The organism is Candidatus Nitrospira nitrosa, assembly GCF_001458735.1.
GTDB classification, from domain to species: Bacteria; Nitrospirota; Nitrospiria; order Nitrospirales; family Nitrospiraceae; genus Nitrospira_D; species Nitrospira_D nitrosa.
Window position 1 is genome coordinate 1,160,193 of record NZ_CZQA01000001.1, and the last position, 16,531, is coordinate 1,176,723.

The window sequence follows — 16,531 nt, forward strand, 5'->3', positions numbered from 1 at the left end:
GTGCTGTCTGGCGATGTAAGAATGGAGCCTCCGCGACGACGATAAGGGAGGAGGATACCAACATGACAACTCAACGGCGGTTCATAGCTCTGGCCATCGGAATTATCGTATGCACGCTTCTCGCACAGGTCCCACTTGCGGAAGCGCCAGGCGCATCTCCAAGCGCCAAGGCATATTTTGCCGGTGGCTGTTTCTGGTGCATGGAAGAAGCGTTTGAAAAGGTGGAGGGTGTCGTCAGTGTTGTCTCAGGGTATATGGGGGGTACTGCGGCCAATCCGACCTATGAGGAGGTGTCTGCCGGACGGACGGGCCATGCGGAATCTGTTGAAGTTATCTATGACCCAACAAAGGTCACCTACCAGAAGCTCCTCGATGCCTTCTGGCACAATGTGGACCCGCTTACGCCCAACGCGCAGTTTTGCGATCACGGGACTCAGTACCGATCTGCCGTGTTCTATTCAAACGAGGAGGAAAAGCGACAAGCGGAAGAATCGAAATCCGCAATCGAGCAAGCCAGGAAATTTCCTGCGCCAATCGTGACCCAGCTCGTCCCTGCGGCGACCTTCTATTCAGCCGAAGACTATCACCAGGATTACTACAAGAAGAATCCGCTGCGCTATAAGTACTACAAATATGGCTGCGGAAGAGCCAACCGGTTGGAAGCCCTGTGGGGGAAGCCGTAGCACAATATCCATTCAACTCAACCGACGGGATACAGTTGATGTCAAACTTGTTATCTTACGTAATGTCGGTGCGAGGCAATCAGACAATGGGGCCCAGAGTTAGACCGCTTTGTCTGGGAATCGGGGATTCTGCAGAGTCTTTATGCCTTGCCTTCATCCATCGGTAGCCCAGCATTCAGTCGCACCAGGGCACAGAGCAAGAGGTGAGGTGGCCCGAATTCTGAAGCTCGCAACAGGGTAATATACGCTTTGCATGAACGATAGCGTTGTTCATATTAAAGTTTAGAGGTCCAAGAGCCATGTTTCTGTCGTCTCAATTGAGAATGCGATGTCAAAAGTTGAAGAACAGAAGATTGCCAAGAAGGAGAGTAAAGAAGAGCGAATAGAACGAGAGAAGCAAGCTCTTCTGGCTCGTATCGCTTCTTCCTCACTATCTAGCATGCATCACCGAGTTGCATGGTTGATGAATCATCACCCGGACACTAGAAACTCGGATATCGCACTACAGATTCGATATTGGCGAACATTTGAAAAAGGTATTCTTAATGGCGATTATGTGAAGTTGGACGATCTGTATAGACTCCCACGGCTTCATTCCCTAGTGAGGGCACGCGCAAGGATTCAGAACTCGTACCGATTGTTTCAAGCGGATCCGGCTGTGCGGGAAATACGTGGCACGCTTGAGGAGGATGAGAGAGAAAAGGCTATTGAAACTCCTGACCATCCCGTTTATGCGGTGTTCCTAGATGAAAGTGGGAAAGATTCGCCCAATCTAATTGTGGGCAGTCTATGGTTTCTATCGGGCGGTGAGGATGCCCTCAAGCTACAGCTCGCTTCCAGCGAGTTAAAACAAAAAAGGAAGTTTGCACACGAATTTCACTTTTCTAAAGTTAGTAAGGAAGACCTGCCTATTTATAAAGAACTAGTCGATATTTTTATTACACAAGGCGTAACGATAAGTTTTAAATTCATCTCGGTCGAAAGGGCAGGGATTAAGAATTCCAAAGTTGCCCTTGATGATCTGTTCTATCTTCTCATTACAAGAGGTATTGATCACGAGATTTTGACAAGCAGGGCTCCGCTTCCACGCATTCTTGATGTATGGAAGGACCTTGAAGAAGTCGGCGCCGATAAATTGCTCACTGCAAATCTAGAAATGAAACTTAAGCAAGCAGCAGCAAGCATATATGGCGGAAAACTGTTTGTGCAAAGATGCGTTGCCCTAGACTCAAAAAGTAATATTTTTCTTCAGATGGCAGATCTTATCGCAGGTAGTGCGAACCGTGTTCTAAGCCGTGGATCGAGTACCTCTAACCATAAAGATGAGTTGGCAGATTATGTTTTAACACGCTTAGGGGTTGCTATGAGTCCCAATGCCGATGGATCCATCGGAGATCTCGCAGTCCACATAAGGCTATGATGTAGAACCCTGATTGAGGGGAGACTTCAAAAAGTACTAGGGGCAGAGAGCAAGTTCATAATCGACAGGCGACCGAAGGTGAAACGCGGGACTGTCCGAACGGGTTGCTCGTGAAACCAAAACTGCACTCTGCTCCTTTGTCTCAGCTTCAGATCGCTATAAGAAATAGGTAGTGAGGTCGAGGCTTGTCCTGTGTATACCAGCGAGCAATCATTTGAAGAGTTACGATCCGTTTCTTCAGATCAGAGCGTTATACCGGTATCCTTGAATCTATGATGGTTGAGAAGAGCCAAACTTACGCGGGTCGGATACTTTTTAGATCACCGTATGGTTTCTCGGTGCTATCGTTCAGCGCAGTGTTCGGCGCTTCGAGACCTCAGTCCTTCAACGAGAACGGCGTGAAGTTCGTCTGCCTGTCGTACCAGTCCTCGTTCTCCTGGCGCTTGAGCCAGCCTACGATCGCGTAGGTCACCGGCGTGAAGACGATCTCAACGGAGACCTTGAACGCCCAGTTGAAAGCGATAACCTTCATCATCGTCCCAGCCTGCCAGGTCCCAAGAAAGGCGATCGGATAGAAGAGGGCGCTGTCGACCAGTTGGCCGACTGCGGTTGAGCCGATCGTGCGGGTCCAGAGATGACGCCCATCGGTCCAGACTTTCATCTTCGCCATGACATAGCTGTTTATGAAGTCGCCGCACCAGTAAGCGATCATCGAGGCAATGACGATCCGTCCTGTGTTCCCGAAGACGACTTCCAGGGCGGGTTGGATGACGGCATTGAAGGGTTCATCCGGGTCCCCCGGCATGTGGATCACGAAGAGCCCCATGATTGTTGCGAAGATCATTGAGATGAAGCCCGCCCAGATGACTTTGCGCGTGCGCGCGTAGCCATAGACCTCGGTCAACACGTCACCGAAGATGTAGGAGATCGGGAAGAAGAGGTTCCCGGCGCCGAACGTGAGGCCGAAGAGAATGCAGGTCTTGCCGGGCCCAATCAGGTTCGAGCAGAGCAGTACCGTCACGAAGCCCGCCATAACGAGATCGTAGTAGCGGTAGTGGCGTCTATTAGCGACGAGTTCTGGCTTGGGTGGTTCAGCGTGCGCGGTCATTGGTGGACCAGGCCTCTCTTGCTCTGCGATCCTATTTGCCCGATGCGGGTGCCCGTCCTTGCAATCCAAATCTGGAACTCAGCGTGGTCTTCGGATAGCTGAGGCGGCTTGTACAGTCGATCGGCCACTCAACAAGAACTAGCGAATCCAAAAGTCTTACTGGAGTTACAGTCTCCCAAGACTATCACGAGGTGCGTAGACCAGTATCATTCATGGCGGCAACAAGTGCTTTTGCCAAACATCTGGCTGCCTCGAGAATTCCCGCATATTGCCAATAAGCGGAGGATTAGAATGGGATATGAGGTGACTCAGCAGAGGTGGCTCCGGTTGGTTGGACAGTTTTTACCAGTTCATAAGTGGCGCCTGGCGGATTGCTGACTACGCGGCAGTCCGTCGTGTGGTCAGATTGTCATAATAGACCTGGTCGGGCGTCTGGCCATCAAGCGCCTGATGCGGTCGGGTCTGGTTGTAGAACAGCAGATAGCGCTCCAGCCCCTGATAGGCAGTGCTGACCGTGTCATACGCGTGCAAATAGACCTCCTCATATTTCAGGCTTCTCCACAACCGTTCCACGAAGACGTTATCCCGCCAGCAGCCTTTGCCGTCCATGCTGATCTGAATGCCGTGGTCTTTCAAGAGTCCCGTGAACTCCTGGCTGGTGAACTGGCACCCTTGATCCGTGTTGAAGATCTCGGGGCAGCCATGCTGCGTGATCGCCTCTCGCACGGCGTCGAGACAGAAGTCCGTGGTCAACGTATTGGAGAGCCGCCAAGCCAACACTCGGCGACTGGCCCAGTCCAAGATAGCGAAGAGATACACGAAGCCGCGTCGCATCGGAATATAGGTGATATCGGCCGCCCAGACATGATTGGGACGACAGATCGTGAGATCACGGAGGAGATACGGGTAGATGGTGTGGGCCGGATGCCGCCGACTCAGATGCGGTTTCCGATACAGCGCCTCAATCCCCATCCTGCGCATGAGGGTGACCACCTGGCGTCGCCCAATGGCATGGCCCTCCTGCTGTAACAGATCGCGCAGCATCCGAGCCCCGGCAAAGGGATAGTTCAGATGCAGCTCGTCAATCCGCCGCATCAACGCCAGCGTCGTCTCGGAGGTCGGCGTCAGCTGGTAATAGGCGGTCGAGCGGGCCAGCTGCAGGAGTTGGCATTGCCGCACAACCGGCAAGGGATGCGTGCGATCGATCATCGCTTTGCGCTCAGCAAGCCGGCCTTGGTGAGCGCGCCTTCTAAAAAATCATTCTCCAAGGTCAGTTGCCCGATCTTCGCGTGCAGGGTCTTGAGATCCGGAGCCTCCGCTGATGGTTTCGTCCCACCAAATACGTCCGAGGCTCGCGCCAGCAACTGCTGTTTCCATTCTGTGATCTGGGTGGGGTGGACGCTGAATTGCTCGGCCAATTCGGCCAGGGTCTTATCCCCTTTGACCGCGGCCAACGCCACCTGTGCTTTAAAGGTGGCTCCGTGATTCCGTCTCGTGCGTTTCATTGCCTCGCTCCTTTGTGTCGCCACCTTCCGGTGGCGTTGGTGAAGCCAGGCTCCCACTTATCACACTGTCCGAATTTCCGAAGCCCTCTCTAGCCTCGTGAAGAATACTCTGACTGTTGATGATTGACGGAGGAATGAAATGTGTCTATAACGTGGCCCTACAATACTATGGAACACAAACAACGATATGTGGTTACCGACCCATCTGTGGAAAAGCGAACTGCGAAGACAGTGTAAAGGAAGAATCCTAAGCCATACCTTGCTCAACGTGCATCCATTATGGGAATGCCTAGACCTACGCATCTTGGGTAAAGAAGAGAATCGAAGAATCTTTGTCCAAATTGGAGGAGTCCATGAAACTTCAATTCTTGCTCCCAGCTGTTCTTAATGTCGTCTTTGTCGCGGCAGCCGTCGCTTCGCCGGTCACCCTTACTCCAGTCAGCGACGGATCCCTCTATACCTGTGATGGCTGCAATACGGTTTCCGATGGTGACTATGTTGGGGCCAGCGGTTATATACAGGGCGCAATAAAGTTTTCTACATCGGCAATCCCCAGTGTGGTGACGAATGCAATGCTTTCAGTGAATCCATACGGCTTGCCTATTTGGGATTCGACGATAGACATTTACGGATATGGAACATCAATTGCTCCGCTTGATATCACAGATGCTAATGCCGGGTCCTTTCTTGGCACCCTCACGCTTCCTCCAGGATTGGACTTTGGACAAGACGCATTCTTTGATGTCACATCGTTTGTGGCTAATACCCACGCGCCGTATCTTGCGTTCAACCTGCGAGCAGACGAGGGTGGTGGAGTGCTCTTCAGTTCCATGGAGTTTAATTATGGTCATCCGTCGCAGCTTATCGTGACAGCAGTTCCTGAGCCATCCACGAGTGCGCTTCTTGTCATGGGTGTGTTGAGTCTAGGAATAAGTCGTATGGTCAAGCGACTATTTGCACATTCCGTGTAGAAGATATTGCTAAATGATTCGAGGGACGGAGGCAATAAGAGCTCTTCTTGCCAAGTGACATCCCTAGAAGTTAAGACCCCTGCTACCCTTTTCCGGCCTTGTGCACGCTATTTCGGACTTGTAGAAGAATCTGTTGGCGAGCCGGAGAACATGCCCGGCTCAACAAGCGTGCCGGCATTGGTGAACGGCAATCGTCCTTCCGAGCTATGTAGCACACCCTTGATGTCGTACATCAGTTCCTGTTTCTGAGAGAATTGAAACAGTTGGCGCACGATGTCGAGCGTGGACGTCGTGGTCTCGATAGTCATTACGGCATCACCCAACCGGGGAATGGTGAGCTCCTTGCCCCCAAGGCCACGGGCCAGACGGTTCCCGTTCAGATTCAACGTAAAATCGATGCCTGTCAGGTGATAATCAAAATCGTTGGGATTGCGGACCCGGAGATCGACACGGAGGCGTTGTTCGAAGATCGTCGCGTCCAACGGGGTGACGTTGGTGACGAGCACCTCGGGTGCTTCACCTTTTAGGAACCAGGAGGCGCAGCCAGCCAGCAGGAAAGCCATGGCGAAAAGGAACGAGGCTGCTCGGTGAAGTCGCATAGATATCATCATAGCAAGAGCATCTACGGAAAAGCCACGTGCAGTATGGTGCTCGGGTATTCAGAGGGAGTGGTCATAGGTTGAGAGCAAGCCTTGCTCTGCGCGTCGCAGCATCATGGTCGCTCGTTAGCGTACGGAACTCGACTAACTTCAATAGCTGCGTACTCATTAGTAGCAATTTGGATTGGACGGCCAGCTCCCTGGGGGAGGTAAACAGTTCGCTGGACGTGGCGGAGGGAGCCTGGCCGGACCCTCTGGTCGCGGCTCCGTCTCGGGGTGCTCGCCTTTCGCCAGGGCCTCATTGACCATCGCCTCGATTTCCGTCTCGGCCAAATCTGGGTGTTCCTGTCGCAACTTGCGCTCAAGGACTGGGCGGGTGGTTGCAACATAGCGTTCACGAGATTGTCGTAGCCCCTCACGGGCCTGCTCATATAGGGTCCTGCGTCCCTCGGTCTGTACAGTGCCAATTTGGTTGTACGTGGTACTGGTCCTAGAGTCGGGATCTAGCCCGTCATTGAGGCGAGATTCTGCACATCCAGTGAGCAGGGCCAAGATGGAAGCAAGAGCGAGTCGCATGATGCGGCCTTGTAGGAAGTTCTGATCGGTCGCCACTGTTTGGACTGACGTGCTAGTGTAGTTAGCTGGCGCACTCTTCGGCAACAGGTCTATGGTTAGACTCTTCCGCACAGGATTGGCGTTATGTCGTTTATTTGTAGGCTCGTGGGCCATGACACCGGAGGTCGGATCCCTTGTCTACGGAAAATACAGTTATGCGGGGACATATGATGTTTTATGCGAGGATCCGAACAACGGTGGCATAAGGCTAAGGGGGGCATATGCTTTTTTAGCCACCACATCGGTCGTCACGGTCGCCATGATGAACACTCCAAGGGGTCAGGCGAGCTGGGGGGATGATTCTTCCGACGGTCCTCAAAACTATATGGATCCGATATCTAGTGTGCGGTCGAAGCCTCCCATCCTATCTTGCCCATCTTGACGTTGGCACAATCCTCTGACAGAAAAGACAGCAGTTCGGAATAGAAAAGAAGGAGTATCGTGATGCGTACAGTCAGTCGACGGATGACGGATTTGGCTCAGTCAGAAATTCGAGCCATGACTCAGGCCTGCGCTGAAGCTAAGGGCCTCAATATGGCTCAGGGCGTCTGTGATACGCCGGTTCCACCGGTCGTGCTCGAAGGAGCTGAGCGGGCGATTCATGATGGCTATAACGTCTATACGCGCTTCGACGGGTTGCCGTACCTCCGGCAGGCCATCGCCGAGAAGCTAGAGCGGTATAACCGGATGAAGGCTGACCCGGAAACCGACATTACCGTCAGCGCCGGTGCGACGGGAGCCTTCCATTCCGCCTGTGCTGCCCTGCTGAATCCCGGCGATGAGGTCATTCTGTTTGAGCCCTACTACCAATACCACATCAGTGCCCTTGTGGCGGTCGAAGCGGTTCCGGTCACGGTTTCCATGCAGCCTCCGATTTGGTCCTATTCGATGACCCAGTTAGAGGAAGCCGTGACAGCTAAAACGAAGGCTATCATCGTCAATTCACCGGGCAACCCATCCGGGAGGGTCTATAGCCAATCTGAACTCGAGGCATTGGCGGAATTTGCCTGCCGGCATGACCTCTTCGTCTTGACGGATGAAATCTATGAATACTTCCTCTATGACGGACGACGCCATGTCAGCATGGCCTCATTGCCGGAGATGGCGGAGCGAACCATCACGATTGGCGGATACTCCAAGACGTTCAGTGTGACGGGCTGGCGGATCGGGTACAGCGTCGCCTCACGACAGTGGGCACAAGCCATCGGCGCCATGAACGATTTGCTCTACGTCTGTGCGCCAGCGCCGTTGCAGATGGGTGTGGCGCGGGGGATTCGTGAATTGCCGGATAGTTTCTACGAAGGCTTGCGGCAGGAGTATCAGGGGAAGCGTGAGAAATTCTGTCGGGCGTTATCTCAAGCTGGAATCACTCCATCCATTCCCCAAGGCGCCTATTACGTCTTAGCGGATGTCTCCCATCTTCCTGGCCTGACGGGGAAGGCGCGCGCGATGTCTCTGTTAGGCAAAACCAGGGTCGCCGGCGTGCCAGGGGAAGCCTTTTTCACGAGCAAGGTCGGGGCTGATTTTATCCGATTCAGTTATGCCAAGACGGATCAGGATCTGGAGGAGGCCTGTCGGCGGCTGACGCAAGATGGAATGTAGCTACCCAAGGTAGTGAATGAACCTGACTAGCCAGATGTGGGAGCAAGGCTCGCCAATGCTCGACTGAGAGACGCGGGACAGCAAGGGCTCGTGGCGATGATTCCACGGTACCGCGGGGTTGGTTGGTTGAACGTCAGAGTCTGCCCGCTTCCATCAGTAATTGTTCCGCCAGCTTCATTGATCAATAGGACTCCAGCCGCGACATCCCACTCATTTTCGGGTTCAAATGTGGCCACCGCATCGATGCGGCCGCATGCCATCAGCGCGAGGGCCCAGGCGATGGAAAGCATCGGACGATGTTGAGTGGATGAATCGAAAGCCGCAAAACGACCAGTTTGACGCTCCCATGGACCCAGCGCAATCACCGGGAGGTGTCCGGCGTTGGTAGGCCGTGAATCGATTGACTCGTGGTTCAGTCGAAGTCCTTCGCCTCGGATTGCACTGAAGAGTTCGTTGGTCGAAGGGTTATAGATGGCGGCCACGATGGGAAGACCCTGCTCGATGAGGGCGACGGAAATGCAAAATTCCGGAACTCTGTTGATGAAGGCTTTGGTCCCATCAATGGGATCGACTACCCAGATCCGATCTTTCTGCAGTCGACTGGCATCATCCGGGGATTCTTCCGATAGCCATCCGTCGTGGGGAAACGCTGAGAGCAGCTGTGCGTGAAGAATCCGGTTGACCGCGAGGTCCGCCGATGTGACCGGAGACTGGTCTGGTTTTCTGATCGTCTCGAATCCCTCAGTCGCCAACCGCAAGGCCTCTGAGCCGGCCGCTCGCATCGCTGCTTCAAGTTGTTCAAGCTCTCGAGGCCATTTCATGACTGGCAGATTACCAGGCTTATGATTGAATGAAAAGGAACGCGCCAGTTCTTGGCTTGACGTTCCACAGGAATCTGCGTACAAGCTCGCTATCATGAAGTTAGTCCAGAAGCGTTCGAAGAAGACCGGCCTGTCTCCCGGGACTCTAATCCACATTGGTGAGACACGTACGAACTCCGTGACCGTGACTCGCTTCAACTATGCCGGTACGCACTGCGACGAGCAGGTTGTGACGGACATGGAGACCCTTCGCCCACCAGCGGATGAGACGGTGACCTGGGTCAATGTCGGTGGTGTCCACAAGGTTGAGGTGCTGGAAGGATTCGGCAAACACTTCGGCCTCCATCCGCTTCTGCTGGAAGATATTGCCAACACCGATCAGCGTCCCAAGCTGGATGACTACGAGACATACTTGTTTCTTGTGATGAAGATGCTGATGACCTCCGACCGAGGAGATATTCTGGTTGAACAGGTTAGTTTTGTTCTCGGACGGAACTATGTGCTCTCGTTTCAGGAGAACGGGACGGATGTGTTTGGCGCCGTTCGGGATCGCCTCAAAGGCGGCAAGGGCCGACTGCGTCAAAATGGCTCGGACTATCTTATGTACGCGTTGATCGATGCCGTGGTGGACCAGTATTTTACCGTGCTCGAAATGCTCGGCGAACGCATTGAATCGCTTCAGGAACGGGTGATCGCCGATCCGAAGCCTGAGACACTACAAGACATCCATGCGCTGAAACGGCAACTGCTCTTTGTGCGTCGGGCTGTGTGGCCGTTACGGGAAGCGATGAACAATCTCTCGCGTTCGGAATGCCCGTTCCTGCATGAGCCGATGAAACTCTTTTTCCGGGATGTCTATGACCATGTGGTGCAGATTGTGGACACGATTGAGACCCTACGTGAAATGGTTTCAGCCAGCCTCGATATCTATTTATCCAGCGTAAGCTATCGCCTGAATGCCGTCATGCGGGTCCTGACGGTGATCACGACGATTTTCATGCCGCTCAGTTTCATCGCCGGCATCTATGGGATGAATTTCGAACATATGCCCGAGTTGAAGTGGGCATGGGGCTATCCCATGGCGCTCGGCATCATGGGCATCGTCGCCGCGATCATGCTGATCGGGTTCCGTTTGAAAAAGTGGCTGTAAGCGGTAAGGCTTGGCTACTCCTGAACTTCCACTTTATCGACAAAATAGGTCGTGTCCCCGAAGCAGGTGGTGGGGATATAACGATACTCCTTATAGTGTAGGATCACGCGCTTTCCCATCATGTCGTTCAATTGATCGGCGACTTTGTCGTCCCAGATTGTAAACGGCCACAGGACCGGTGCGGTCCCAGGTACCGTGGTCATGGCCAACTCTCCCTCATGTGTTTTGCACACCCACCCCTTCGAGGAGAATTTTTGGATGTACCCGGCTCGGTTTCCATCGGAATACGTCCAGTTGAATACAACGATGAGATAGGCCGCACCAAGAAACACGAGGATAGTCAACAATACTTTCACTGCTTTCACCAGATGTCTCCCTCGTTACGCGTGAAGGTCGCCGAAGAGCCAGGGGGCCTCAGTCTTTCGACGAGTCTCGTAGGCTGAGATGGACTGCTCGTGTTGGAGCGTCAAGCCGATCGAATCAAGACCCCGGTAGAGACAATCCTTGCGGAAGGGATCGATCTCAAACCGATAGACTGTTTTCTCCGGCGTCGTCACCGTCTGGTTGGCGAGATCGACTGTAAGCCGGTATCCCTCGGTCTCAACGGCATGCTTCATGAGCGCCAATACTTCGTCTGCTTTCAGCACCACGGGAAGAATGCCGTTTTGAAAACAGTTGTTGTAAAAAATGTCGGCAAAACTTGGGGCGATGACGCAACGGAACCCTTGGTCCAACAGGGCCCAGGGGGCATGTTCTCGAGATGAGCCGCATCCAAAATTATCGCGCGTCAATAAGATCGATGCCCCTTGATAGCGAGGCTGATTCAAGAAAAAGTCAGGATCAGGGGATCCATCCTTTGTCTTTCTCCAGTCGAAAAAGAGACCTTCGCGGAGCCCGGTCCGTTTGATCGTCTTTAAAAATTGCTTCGGAATAATTTGGTCGGTGTCCACATTGATTTGATCCAATGGGGCCACGAGACCAGTGAGAGTGGTAAACGGTTCCATAAACGACCTCAGCTCCAATGTCGAATATCGACGAAGTGTCCTTCGATAGCCGCCGCCACTGCCATGGCAGGGGAGACCAAGTGGGTTCTCCCGCCTGCGCCTTGGCGTCCCTCGAAGTTGCGATTGCTGGTGGAGGCACAACGTTCTCCTGGCTGCAGCACATCGGCATTCATCGCCAGGCACATACTGCACCCTGCCTCCCGCCATTCAAATCCTGCGTCACGAAACACACGATCAAGCCCTTCCGCCTCGGCCTGTTGTTTGACGAGACCGGACCCTGGGACCACCATGGCATGCACGGATGTCGCCACCTTCCGACCTTTGGCCAGGCTGGCCGCCAACCGCAAGTCTTCAATACGCGAGTTGGTGCAGGAACCAATGAAGACCTTGTCGACTTTGATGTCAGTGATCGGTGTATTAGGAGATAACCCCATGTAGTTCAATGCCCGTTCCGTCGCACTCTTGGTTTTGACATCAACGATCGTTCTCGGGTCTGGAATTTTTTGATCCACCCCCAGCACCATTCCGGGGCTCGTTCCCCAGCTGACTTGCGGCGCGATCTCTTCCGCTCGCAGGGTCACGACAGCATCATAGCTGGCATCTTGGTCGGTCTTGAGGGATTGCCATGCTTGAACCGCCTGTTCGAACAACGTTCCTCTCGGAGTTAGTGGACGTCCCTTCACATAGGCGATCGTTTTTTCATCAGGGGCCACGAGTCCAGCGCGGGCTCCTCCCTCGATGGACATGTTGCACAGGGTCATGCGTCCTTCCATACTCAGTGCGCGAATCGCTGATCCTGTGTATTCGATGACGTACCCAGTCCCCCCGGCCGTTCCGATCTTCCCGATAATCGCCAAAATAATATCCTTAGCCGAGCAGCGATCAGAAAGGGCCCCCTCAACCCGCACTTCCATCGTCTTGGGCCGCTTCTGTACCAAGCACTGTGTGGCCAAGACATGCTCGACTTCGCTGGTCCCGATGCCGAAGGCTAAGGCTCCAAACGCTCCGTGGGTCGACGTATGAGAATCTCCGCACACGATCGTCGTTCCGGGAAGCGTGAACCCCTGTTCAGGGCCGATGACGTGGACCACGCCTTGTCGGATGTCGTCCATACCAAAGAAGGTAATACCAAAGTCGCGACAGTTTTCCTCAAGGGTTTGAATCTGCTTCGCGCTGATGTGATCGGCAATCGGCAGTGTCCGGTCGGTCGTAGGAACATTGTGATCCGGTACCGCCAGTGTGGCCGCCGGGCGGCGTGGACGCCGGCCGGCAAGCTTCAACCCCTCAAAGGCTTGCGGCGACGTCACCTCGTGTACGAGTTGCCGGTCGATGTACAGGAGGGTGGTCCCATCTGGTTCCGCTCGAACGACATGCGACTCCCAAATTTTGTCGAACAGTGTCTTGCCCGCCATCAGTGCTCCTGTTTTTGTAAAGTGGGACCCCTATTATACAGAGAAGGCCTATGGTCTTGACAAGGTGCCTATCCCGCTTGCCCTTCCCCCCACGTCGTGATACCACCAGACCCATGAAGGCTGCACCGTGGAACGAACCGCGCATTGTGGAGTGGAGTCAGTTCTTGCTGGACAGCTATCGCCGTTGGATTGGAAAGGAGTTGATTGAGCGGGCCGGAGATGTCACGGCGCAAGCTCAGAGGTTGTTCGATGCTTCATGTGTGGTGGTGTCGCATGGTGCCGAACCCGATCCGATCTTAAACTATGGCAATCACGTCGCGCTGGATTTGTGGGAGGTCTCTTGGGAACAATTGACCGCGACTCCCTCGCGACTGACGGCTGAGCCTGACAACCGAGCCGAACGGGATCGCATGTTGGCTCAGGCGCGAATCAACGGCTACTATGACGGCTATAACGGTGTGCGGATTTCAGCAACGGGTCGACGTTTTATGGTTGAGCAGGCTGTGATTTGGACTGTGGTTGATATGGGGGGAAGTCCGCTTGGTCAGGCGGCGACGTTTTCACGATGGTCACGAGTATGATAACCCAGCCTGCGTTACAGGAATTGACGAGATGTTTCCATGAACGGATCTTGAACGAGAGGCCAAAAAAGTCAGTAAGGTCAGGTCCATAATTCAAGGGGGCCGTGGTTGGCGAGGCCACGGAGCAGGTCTTGCCTGGAAAGTATGCCGACGAGACGACGGCTCTGATCGAGAATCGGAACCGCATGGATCCGTTCCTCCAGCATGACTCGGGCGATTTCACGGATCTCCGTGGTAGGGGTTGCCGAGATCACTCGCGGAGTCATGACCTCGGCAGCATGCTTGTGGGAAGCCTGTTGTGTATCGGCCGATGTGATCAATTCAGGGACATGATGGAGGAGATCCCGATACGAGAGCATTCCCACGAGCGTGCCATGTAATGAGGTGATGGGGATGTGGTGAAATCCCTTGTGACTCATGAGCGTCCATGCATCAAGGAGCCGACTGTCAGATGGAAGCGAGAGCACGGCTGTCGTCATCAAGTCTCGGGCCAGGACTGCCGGCGTTGGGTGTGATCGATCAGGGCTCTGTTGTTGGTAGGCCGTTTGCGCAACTAAGGCGGGGTGATCCAACGTCGATGATTGTTGGCCATGATGCTCCCGATCTGCCACCGTCTCCAGGCGGTTATACCGTGGAGTCACGAGCTTTGCCGGATAGACTTCCGCAACCCCGTTGACTGCCACAATAATGGGCATGCTGTAGCTCCTTGGCTGTTGTATCGGCATATTGGTGAAATACTTAAGCGAAGGAGAGGGCCGATGGTCGGTTTTTCAAGCTGAGTCCGTCCGTACTTTTGTACCCGTATGAGGTTCTTCGGGCGAGACGGGATGTGAACAGAGCCATGTCTAACCCCACCGCCGGCATCAGTCGTGGGTGAACGGCGTGGCCGCCAGTTGCGGCCAACTTGGGACGAGTTCTTCTGCCTAGGATGGCTCTAAATCGGTTGCTTCCATTTTGAGCCCTATGTTATACATGTCTCTGCATAGTTGAAATTTTAGGGTTATGGATAAGTTGTTTTAAGCACTATTAAAAAAGAAAAACGGTACGCAGTACCAAGCGCCTGCACGTCATCTAGGTTTTGGCATCATCACGATATCGGTTTACAAGCTTCTATTTTATCTCTTCTTTAATCTCGCAAGGGGGGTGGCCATGGGTAAGGTATTGTTGACGGGCTTTCTCGGCCTTGGATTGGTGTTGGCCGGGGTTTCAGGTTCATACGCACTTCAAGCGGGCGGTGTCGAGACCGGGGATCTCGAATCAGGTTCCGTCGTGGGACAGCCATTCAAAGAACTCACCGTTGATGCCTCGTTCTTCGCGATCGAGCTTGGCAACATGAAAGTTTGGTATCCTCCTGTGACAGTGATCGATTTCAAGACACGTCCAGGTGCACCCGTTCTCCTAAAAGTCACGAATAATTCAACGGCTGAGCACGGGTTTCAGCTCACTGCCGCAGTGAATCAATCGGCGCCAACCGTTTTACATACGAAGCTCGTGCTCAAGCCAGGAGAGACGCAATATATCGGTGTTCCGACCAGCGACCTGTTTTATGCGGCCGGGACCGTCCTGGAGTATAAATGTCACTTGCATCCTGCCCATGTGGGTGGCAAGTTACTCATGCTGAAATAGTTCACGGCAACGAATAAAAAAGTCTCGGTGTAGATTGACGGCCTCAAGGAAATCCTCCTTGGGGCCGTTTCGTTTTCCGGCTGTCTGAAGTGGCCGTAGAGGCGTCAAGAATCCATTAAAAAGCGGAAGGCCTTGGTTCTCTTCAGAGCCAAGGCCTTCCTTCAACGCCAGGAACAGAGATTGAGTTAGTTCCTAACCCCGCTCCACACTTTAGCGGGATCGATTCCTTTATCAGGATTCAACGTCTTCGCTCGTTCCAGAAGGATCTCCGTCGTCTCCGGATAGAGAGGGTCTGAGATGCAGCAATTATCGACCGGACATACAGCTGCGCATTGTGGTTCGTCGAAATGGCCGACACACTCCGTACATCGGTCATGGGCGATGACATAAATGTTATCGCCGACTCCCTGTCCATCACCGACGTGGTTCCCTTTGGACTCAGCATCACTTCTGGTTTCAAAAATGGCTTCATTGGGACATTCCGGCAGGCATGCCCCGCAAGAGATACATTCGTCTGTAATCAGTAAAGCCATGATCGAAGCCTCCTTCTCACTCTCAAATCAATATTGACAAGCTCCCACGTCCGCCACCATAGTAGTGACCAATTTGACGAGTGGCAGCGTGAGTAGGCATTCTATCCTGTGCTGATTTTCCAGGTCAATGTAACGAGTTCCGGTCAGAAGGCCTAGGGCAGTTGTACGCATGGGTCATTGGGCCCAGCATGTGAAAAAATAAAGTCGGTACTCTTCTCCAGATGTCTCGTAGTCATAACCAAGCGAGTGAGCGAGAGCAGAAAAAGAAGCGGATCATCATGATGATCTTGCTGGCGGTGCTATTGATGAGCGCCTCAGTGATTCTCGTTGAACGCAAAGAATCGAGCGTGATTGTGGTGACGTTTCCCAGTGGCGTCGAATTGGAGACCGAGGTGGCCGATACGCCTGAGAAGCTCCTCTTTGGACTTGCCTTTCGAGAGGGGTTACCAGCAAATGCGGGCATGCTGTATATTTTTGAGGAAAATGGTCTTCATCGTGTCACGACGCGGGAGTACCGATTCCCCATCGACATACTGTGGGTCGATGAGAGTCATCATGTGGTACATCTGCTTGAACAGGCAGAGCCCTGCGCGAAGGATCCATGCCCACTGTTTGGGCCGCCACCCGAGGCGGCTCGCTATGTGATACAGGCGGAGTCTGGGTTCATTAAAAAGTCAGGTGTGGCCAAAAACGACGAGCTCAAATACGCCCTGCGCCTCTAGCCAAGTAGAAGTTAAATCGGTCATTACGAACAAATTACAGATGGGGTGTTCCAATCACCATTCATGACGATCACATCAGGACAGTCAAAAAGGTTGTCCGCCAGGGCCGCAGCGAGCGAAGAGATAAGGCGCACGCATCAGCACGGTGAACCCTAAATAAGCGGTGCCAGCACGTCACT

17 protein-coding genes are annotated in these 16,531 nt (G+C 53.5%); 8 read left to right on the plus strand and 9 right to left on the minus strand.

Annotated elements, in window-relative coordinates; all coding sequences use genetic code 11:
- The first annotated feature begins 62 nt into the window (after nucleotides 1-62).
- Nucleotides 63-683: a peptide-methionine (S)-S-oxide reductase MsrA gene (gene msrA / locus COMA1_RS05460; protein WP_090744891.1), complete on the plus strand. Its 621-nt coding sequence runs from the start codon at nucleotides 63-65 to the stop codon at nucleotides 681-683.
- Between the two features lie 328 nt (nucleotides 684-1,011).
- A complete protein-coding gene (locus COMA1_RS05465) occupies nucleotides 1,012-2,103 on the plus strand; it encodes a DUF3800 domain-containing protein (RefSeq protein WP_090744894.1) in 1,092 nt (363 codons plus the stop codon).
- A 376-nt stretch (nucleotides 2,104-2,479) separates the two neighbouring features.
- On the opposite strand, the gene COMA1_RS05470 is transcribed toward COMA1_RS05465, so the two are convergent.
- Nucleotides 2,480-3,211 (minus strand): queuosine precursor transporter, encoded by a 732-nt coding sequence (locus COMA1_RS05470; protein WP_090744897.1) that lies wholly within the window; start codon nucleotides 3,209-3,211, stop codon nucleotides 2,480-2,482.
- A gap of 378 nt (nucleotides 3,212-3,589) precedes the next feature.
- A protein-coding gene (locus tag COMA1_RS05475) for an IS3 family transposase (RefSeq protein WP_090744497.1) occupies nucleotides 3,590-4,716 on the minus strand; the annotation gives its coding sequence in 2 pieces (ribosomal slippage) (nucleotides 3,590-4,461 and nucleotides 4,461-4,716; 1,128 coding nt in all).
- Nucleotides 4,717-5,069: 353 nt separating this feature from the next.
- Between COMA1_RS05475 and COMA1_RS05480 the strand changes: the two genes are divergently transcribed.
- The gene (locus COMA1_RS05480) at nucleotides 5,070-5,687 is read left to right on the plus strand and encodes a PEP-CTERM sorting domain-containing protein (RefSeq protein ID WP_090744900.1); all 618 of its coding nucleotides are present in this window, start codon (nucleotides 5,070-5,072) and stop codon (nucleotides 5,685-5,687) included.
- Nucleotides 5,688-5,794: 107 nt separating this feature from the next.
- Here the strand turns inward: COMA1_RS05480 and COMA1_RS05485 are convergent, their stop codons facing one another.
- Complete coding sequence (locus COMA1_RS05485; RefSeq protein ID WP_176697869.1) at nucleotides 5,795-6,286, minus strand: LEA/WHy family protein; 492 nt, start codon at nucleotides 6,284-6,286, stop codon at nucleotides 5,795-5,797.
- Nucleotides 6,287-7,345: 1,059 nt separating this feature from the next.
- Here COMA1_RS05485 and COMA1_RS05495 point away from each other — a divergent pair.
- A complete protein-coding gene (locus COMA1_RS05495) occupies nucleotides 7,346-8,503 on the plus strand; it encodes a pyridoxal phosphate-dependent aminotransferase (RefSeq protein ID WP_090744909.1) in 1,158 nt (385 codons plus the stop codon).
- Between the two features lie 26 nt (nucleotides 8,504-8,529).
- Here COMA1_RS05495 and COMA1_RS05500 read toward each other — a convergent pair whose 3' ends face one another.
- The gene (locus COMA1_RS05500) at nucleotides 8,530-9,324 is read right to left on the minus strand and encodes a 3'(2'),5'-bisphosphate nucleotidase CysQ (protein WP_176697870.1); all 795 of its coding nucleotides are present in this window, start codon (nucleotides 9,322-9,324) and stop codon (nucleotides 8,530-8,532) included.
- A 94-nt stretch (nucleotides 9,325-9,418) separates the two neighbouring features.
- Here COMA1_RS05500 and corA point away from each other — a divergent pair, with 94 nt between their 5' ends.
- Nucleotides 9,419-10,474, plus strand: a complete 1,056-nt coding sequence (corA, locus tag COMA1_RS05505) for a magnesium/cobalt transporter CorA (protein ID WP_090744915.1) — start codon at nucleotides 9,419-9,421, stop codon at nucleotides 10,472-10,474.
- 14 nt (nucleotides 10,475-10,488) lie between these two features.
- Here the strand turns inward: corA and COMA1_RS05510 are convergent, their stop codons facing one another.
- Genes COMA1_RS05510 through leuC form a run of 3 tightly spaced genes read right to left on the minus strand, consistent with a single transcriptional unit; the run spans nucleotide 10,489 to nucleotide 12,890 of the window.
- Entirely contained in the window at nucleotides 10,489-10,839 is a 351-nt protein-coding gene (locus COMA1_RS05510) for a hypothetical protein (protein ID WP_090744918.1), read from the minus strand.
- Between the two features lie 15 nt (nucleotides 10,840-10,854).
- A complete protein-coding gene (gene leuD, locus COMA1_RS05515; RefSeq protein ID WP_090744922.1) occupies nucleotides 10,855-11,478 on the minus strand; it encodes a 3-isopropylmalate dehydratase small subunit in 624 nt (207 codons plus the stop codon).
- 8 nt (nucleotides 11,479-11,486) lie between these two features.
- Nucleotides 11,487-12,890, minus strand: coding sequence for a 3-isopropylmalate dehydratase large subunit (gene leuC, locus COMA1_RS05520; protein ID WP_090744925.1), 1,404 nt, complete (start codon nucleotides 12,888-12,890; stop codon nucleotides 11,487-11,489).
- A 113-nt stretch (nucleotides 12,891-13,003) separates the two neighbouring features.
- Between leuC and COMA1_RS05525 the strand changes: the two genes are divergently transcribed.
- Nucleotides 13,004-13,471: an MEKHLA domain-containing protein gene (locus COMA1_RS05525; RefSeq protein WP_090744928.1), complete on the plus strand. Its 468-nt coding sequence runs from the start codon at nucleotides 13,004-13,006 to the stop codon at nucleotides 13,469-13,471.
- Between the two features lie 80 nt (nucleotides 13,472-13,551).
- On the opposite strand, the gene COMA1_RS05530 is transcribed toward COMA1_RS05525, so the two are convergent.
- Nucleotides 13,552-14,166 carry a CBS domain-containing protein gene (locus COMA1_RS05530; protein ID WP_176697871.1) on the minus strand — a complete coding sequence of 205 codons (615 nt, stop codon included), beginning with the start codon at nucleotides 14,164-14,166 and terminating at the stop codon, nucleotides 13,552-13,554.
- Between the two features lie 454 nt (nucleotides 14,167-14,620).
- Here COMA1_RS05530 and COMA1_RS05535 point away from each other — a divergent pair, with 454 nt between their 5' ends.
- Nucleotides 14,621-15,097, plus strand: a complete 477-nt coding sequence (locus COMA1_RS05535; RefSeq protein WP_090744934.1) for a hypothetical protein — start codon at nucleotides 14,621-14,623, stop codon at nucleotides 15,095-15,097.
- 185 nt (nucleotides 15,098-15,282) lie between these two features.
- Here the strand turns inward: COMA1_RS05535 and COMA1_RS05540 are convergent, their stop codons facing one another.
- On the minus strand, nucleotides 15,283-15,630 hold the full coding sequence (locus tag COMA1_RS05540; RefSeq protein ID WP_090744937.1) for a 4Fe-4S dicluster domain-containing protein: 348 nt from the start codon (nucleotides 15,628-15,630) through the stop codon (nucleotides 15,283-15,285).
- Nucleotides 15,631-15,908: 278 nt separating this feature from the next.
- Here COMA1_RS05540 and COMA1_RS05545 point away from each other — a divergent pair, with 278 nt between their 5' ends.
- Nucleotides 15,909-16,352, plus strand: a complete 444-nt coding sequence (locus tag COMA1_RS05545) for a DUF192 domain-containing protein (RefSeq protein WP_176697872.1) — start codon at nucleotides 15,909-15,911, stop codon at nucleotides 16,350-16,352.
- Nucleotides 16,353-16,531 lie beyond the last annotated feature (179 nt).

Bases quoted from the DNA above. Each gene is read 5' to 3' on its own strand.
- COMA1_RS05540 (WP_090744937.1), bottom strand. From the start codon at position 15,630: ATGGCTTTACTGATTACAGACGAATGTATCTCTTGCGGGGCATGCCTG.
- corA (WP_090744915.1), top strand. From the start codon at position 9,419: ATGAAGTTAGTCCAGAAGCGTTCGAAGAAGACCGGCCTGTCTCCCGGG.
- COMA1_RS05495 (WP_090744909.1), top strand. From the start codon at position 7,346: ATGCGTACAGTCAGTCGACGGATGACGGATTTGGCTCAGTCAGAAATT.
- msrA (WP_090744891.1), top strand. From the start codon at position 63: ATGACAACTCAACGGCGGTTCATAGCTCTGGCCATCGGAATTATCGTA.
- leuC (WP_090744925.1), bottom strand. From the start codon at position 12,890: ATGGCGGGCAAGACACTGTTCGACAAAATTTGGGAGTCGCATGTCGTT.
- COMA1_RS05530 (WP_176697871.1), bottom strand. From the start codon at position 14,166: ATGCCCATTATTGTGGCAGTCAACGGGGTTGCGGAAGTCTATCCGGCA.
- COMA1_RS05480 (WP_090744900.1), top strand. From the start codon at position 5,070: ATGAAACTTCAATTCTTGCTCCCAGCTGTTCTTAATGTCGTCTTTGTC.
- COMA1_RS05485 (WP_176697869.1), bottom strand. From the start codon at position 6,286: ATGCGACTTCACCGAGCAGCCTCGTTCCTTTTCGCCATGGCTTTCCTG.
- COMA1_RS05545 (WP_176697872.1), top strand. From the start codon at position 15,909: ATGATGATCTTGCTGGCGGTGCTATTGATGAGCGCCTCAGTGATTCTC.
- COMA1_RS05535 (WP_090744934.1), top strand. From the start codon at position 14,621: ATGGGTAAGGTATTGTTGACGGGCTTTCTCGGCCTTGGATTGGTGTTG.
- leuD (WP_090744922.1), bottom strand. From the start codon at position 11,478: ATGGAACCGTTTACCACTCTCACTGGTCTCGTGGCCCCATTGGATCAA.
- COMA1_RS05500 (WP_176697870.1), bottom strand. From the start codon at position 9,324: ATGAAATGGCCTCGAGAGCTTGAACAACTTGAAGCAGCGATGCGAGCG.
- COMA1_RS05525 (WP_090744928.1), top strand. From the start codon at position 13,004: ATGAAGGCTGCACCGTGGAACGAACCGCGCATTGTGGAGTGGAGTCAG.
- COMA1_RS05465 (WP_090744894.1), top strand. From the start codon at position 1,012: ATGTCAAAAGTTGAAGAACAGAAGATTGCCAAGAAGGAGAGTAAAGAA.
- COMA1_RS05470 (WP_090744897.1), bottom strand. From the start codon at position 3,211: ATGACCGCGCACGCTGAACCACCCAAGCCAGAACTCGTCGCTAATAGA.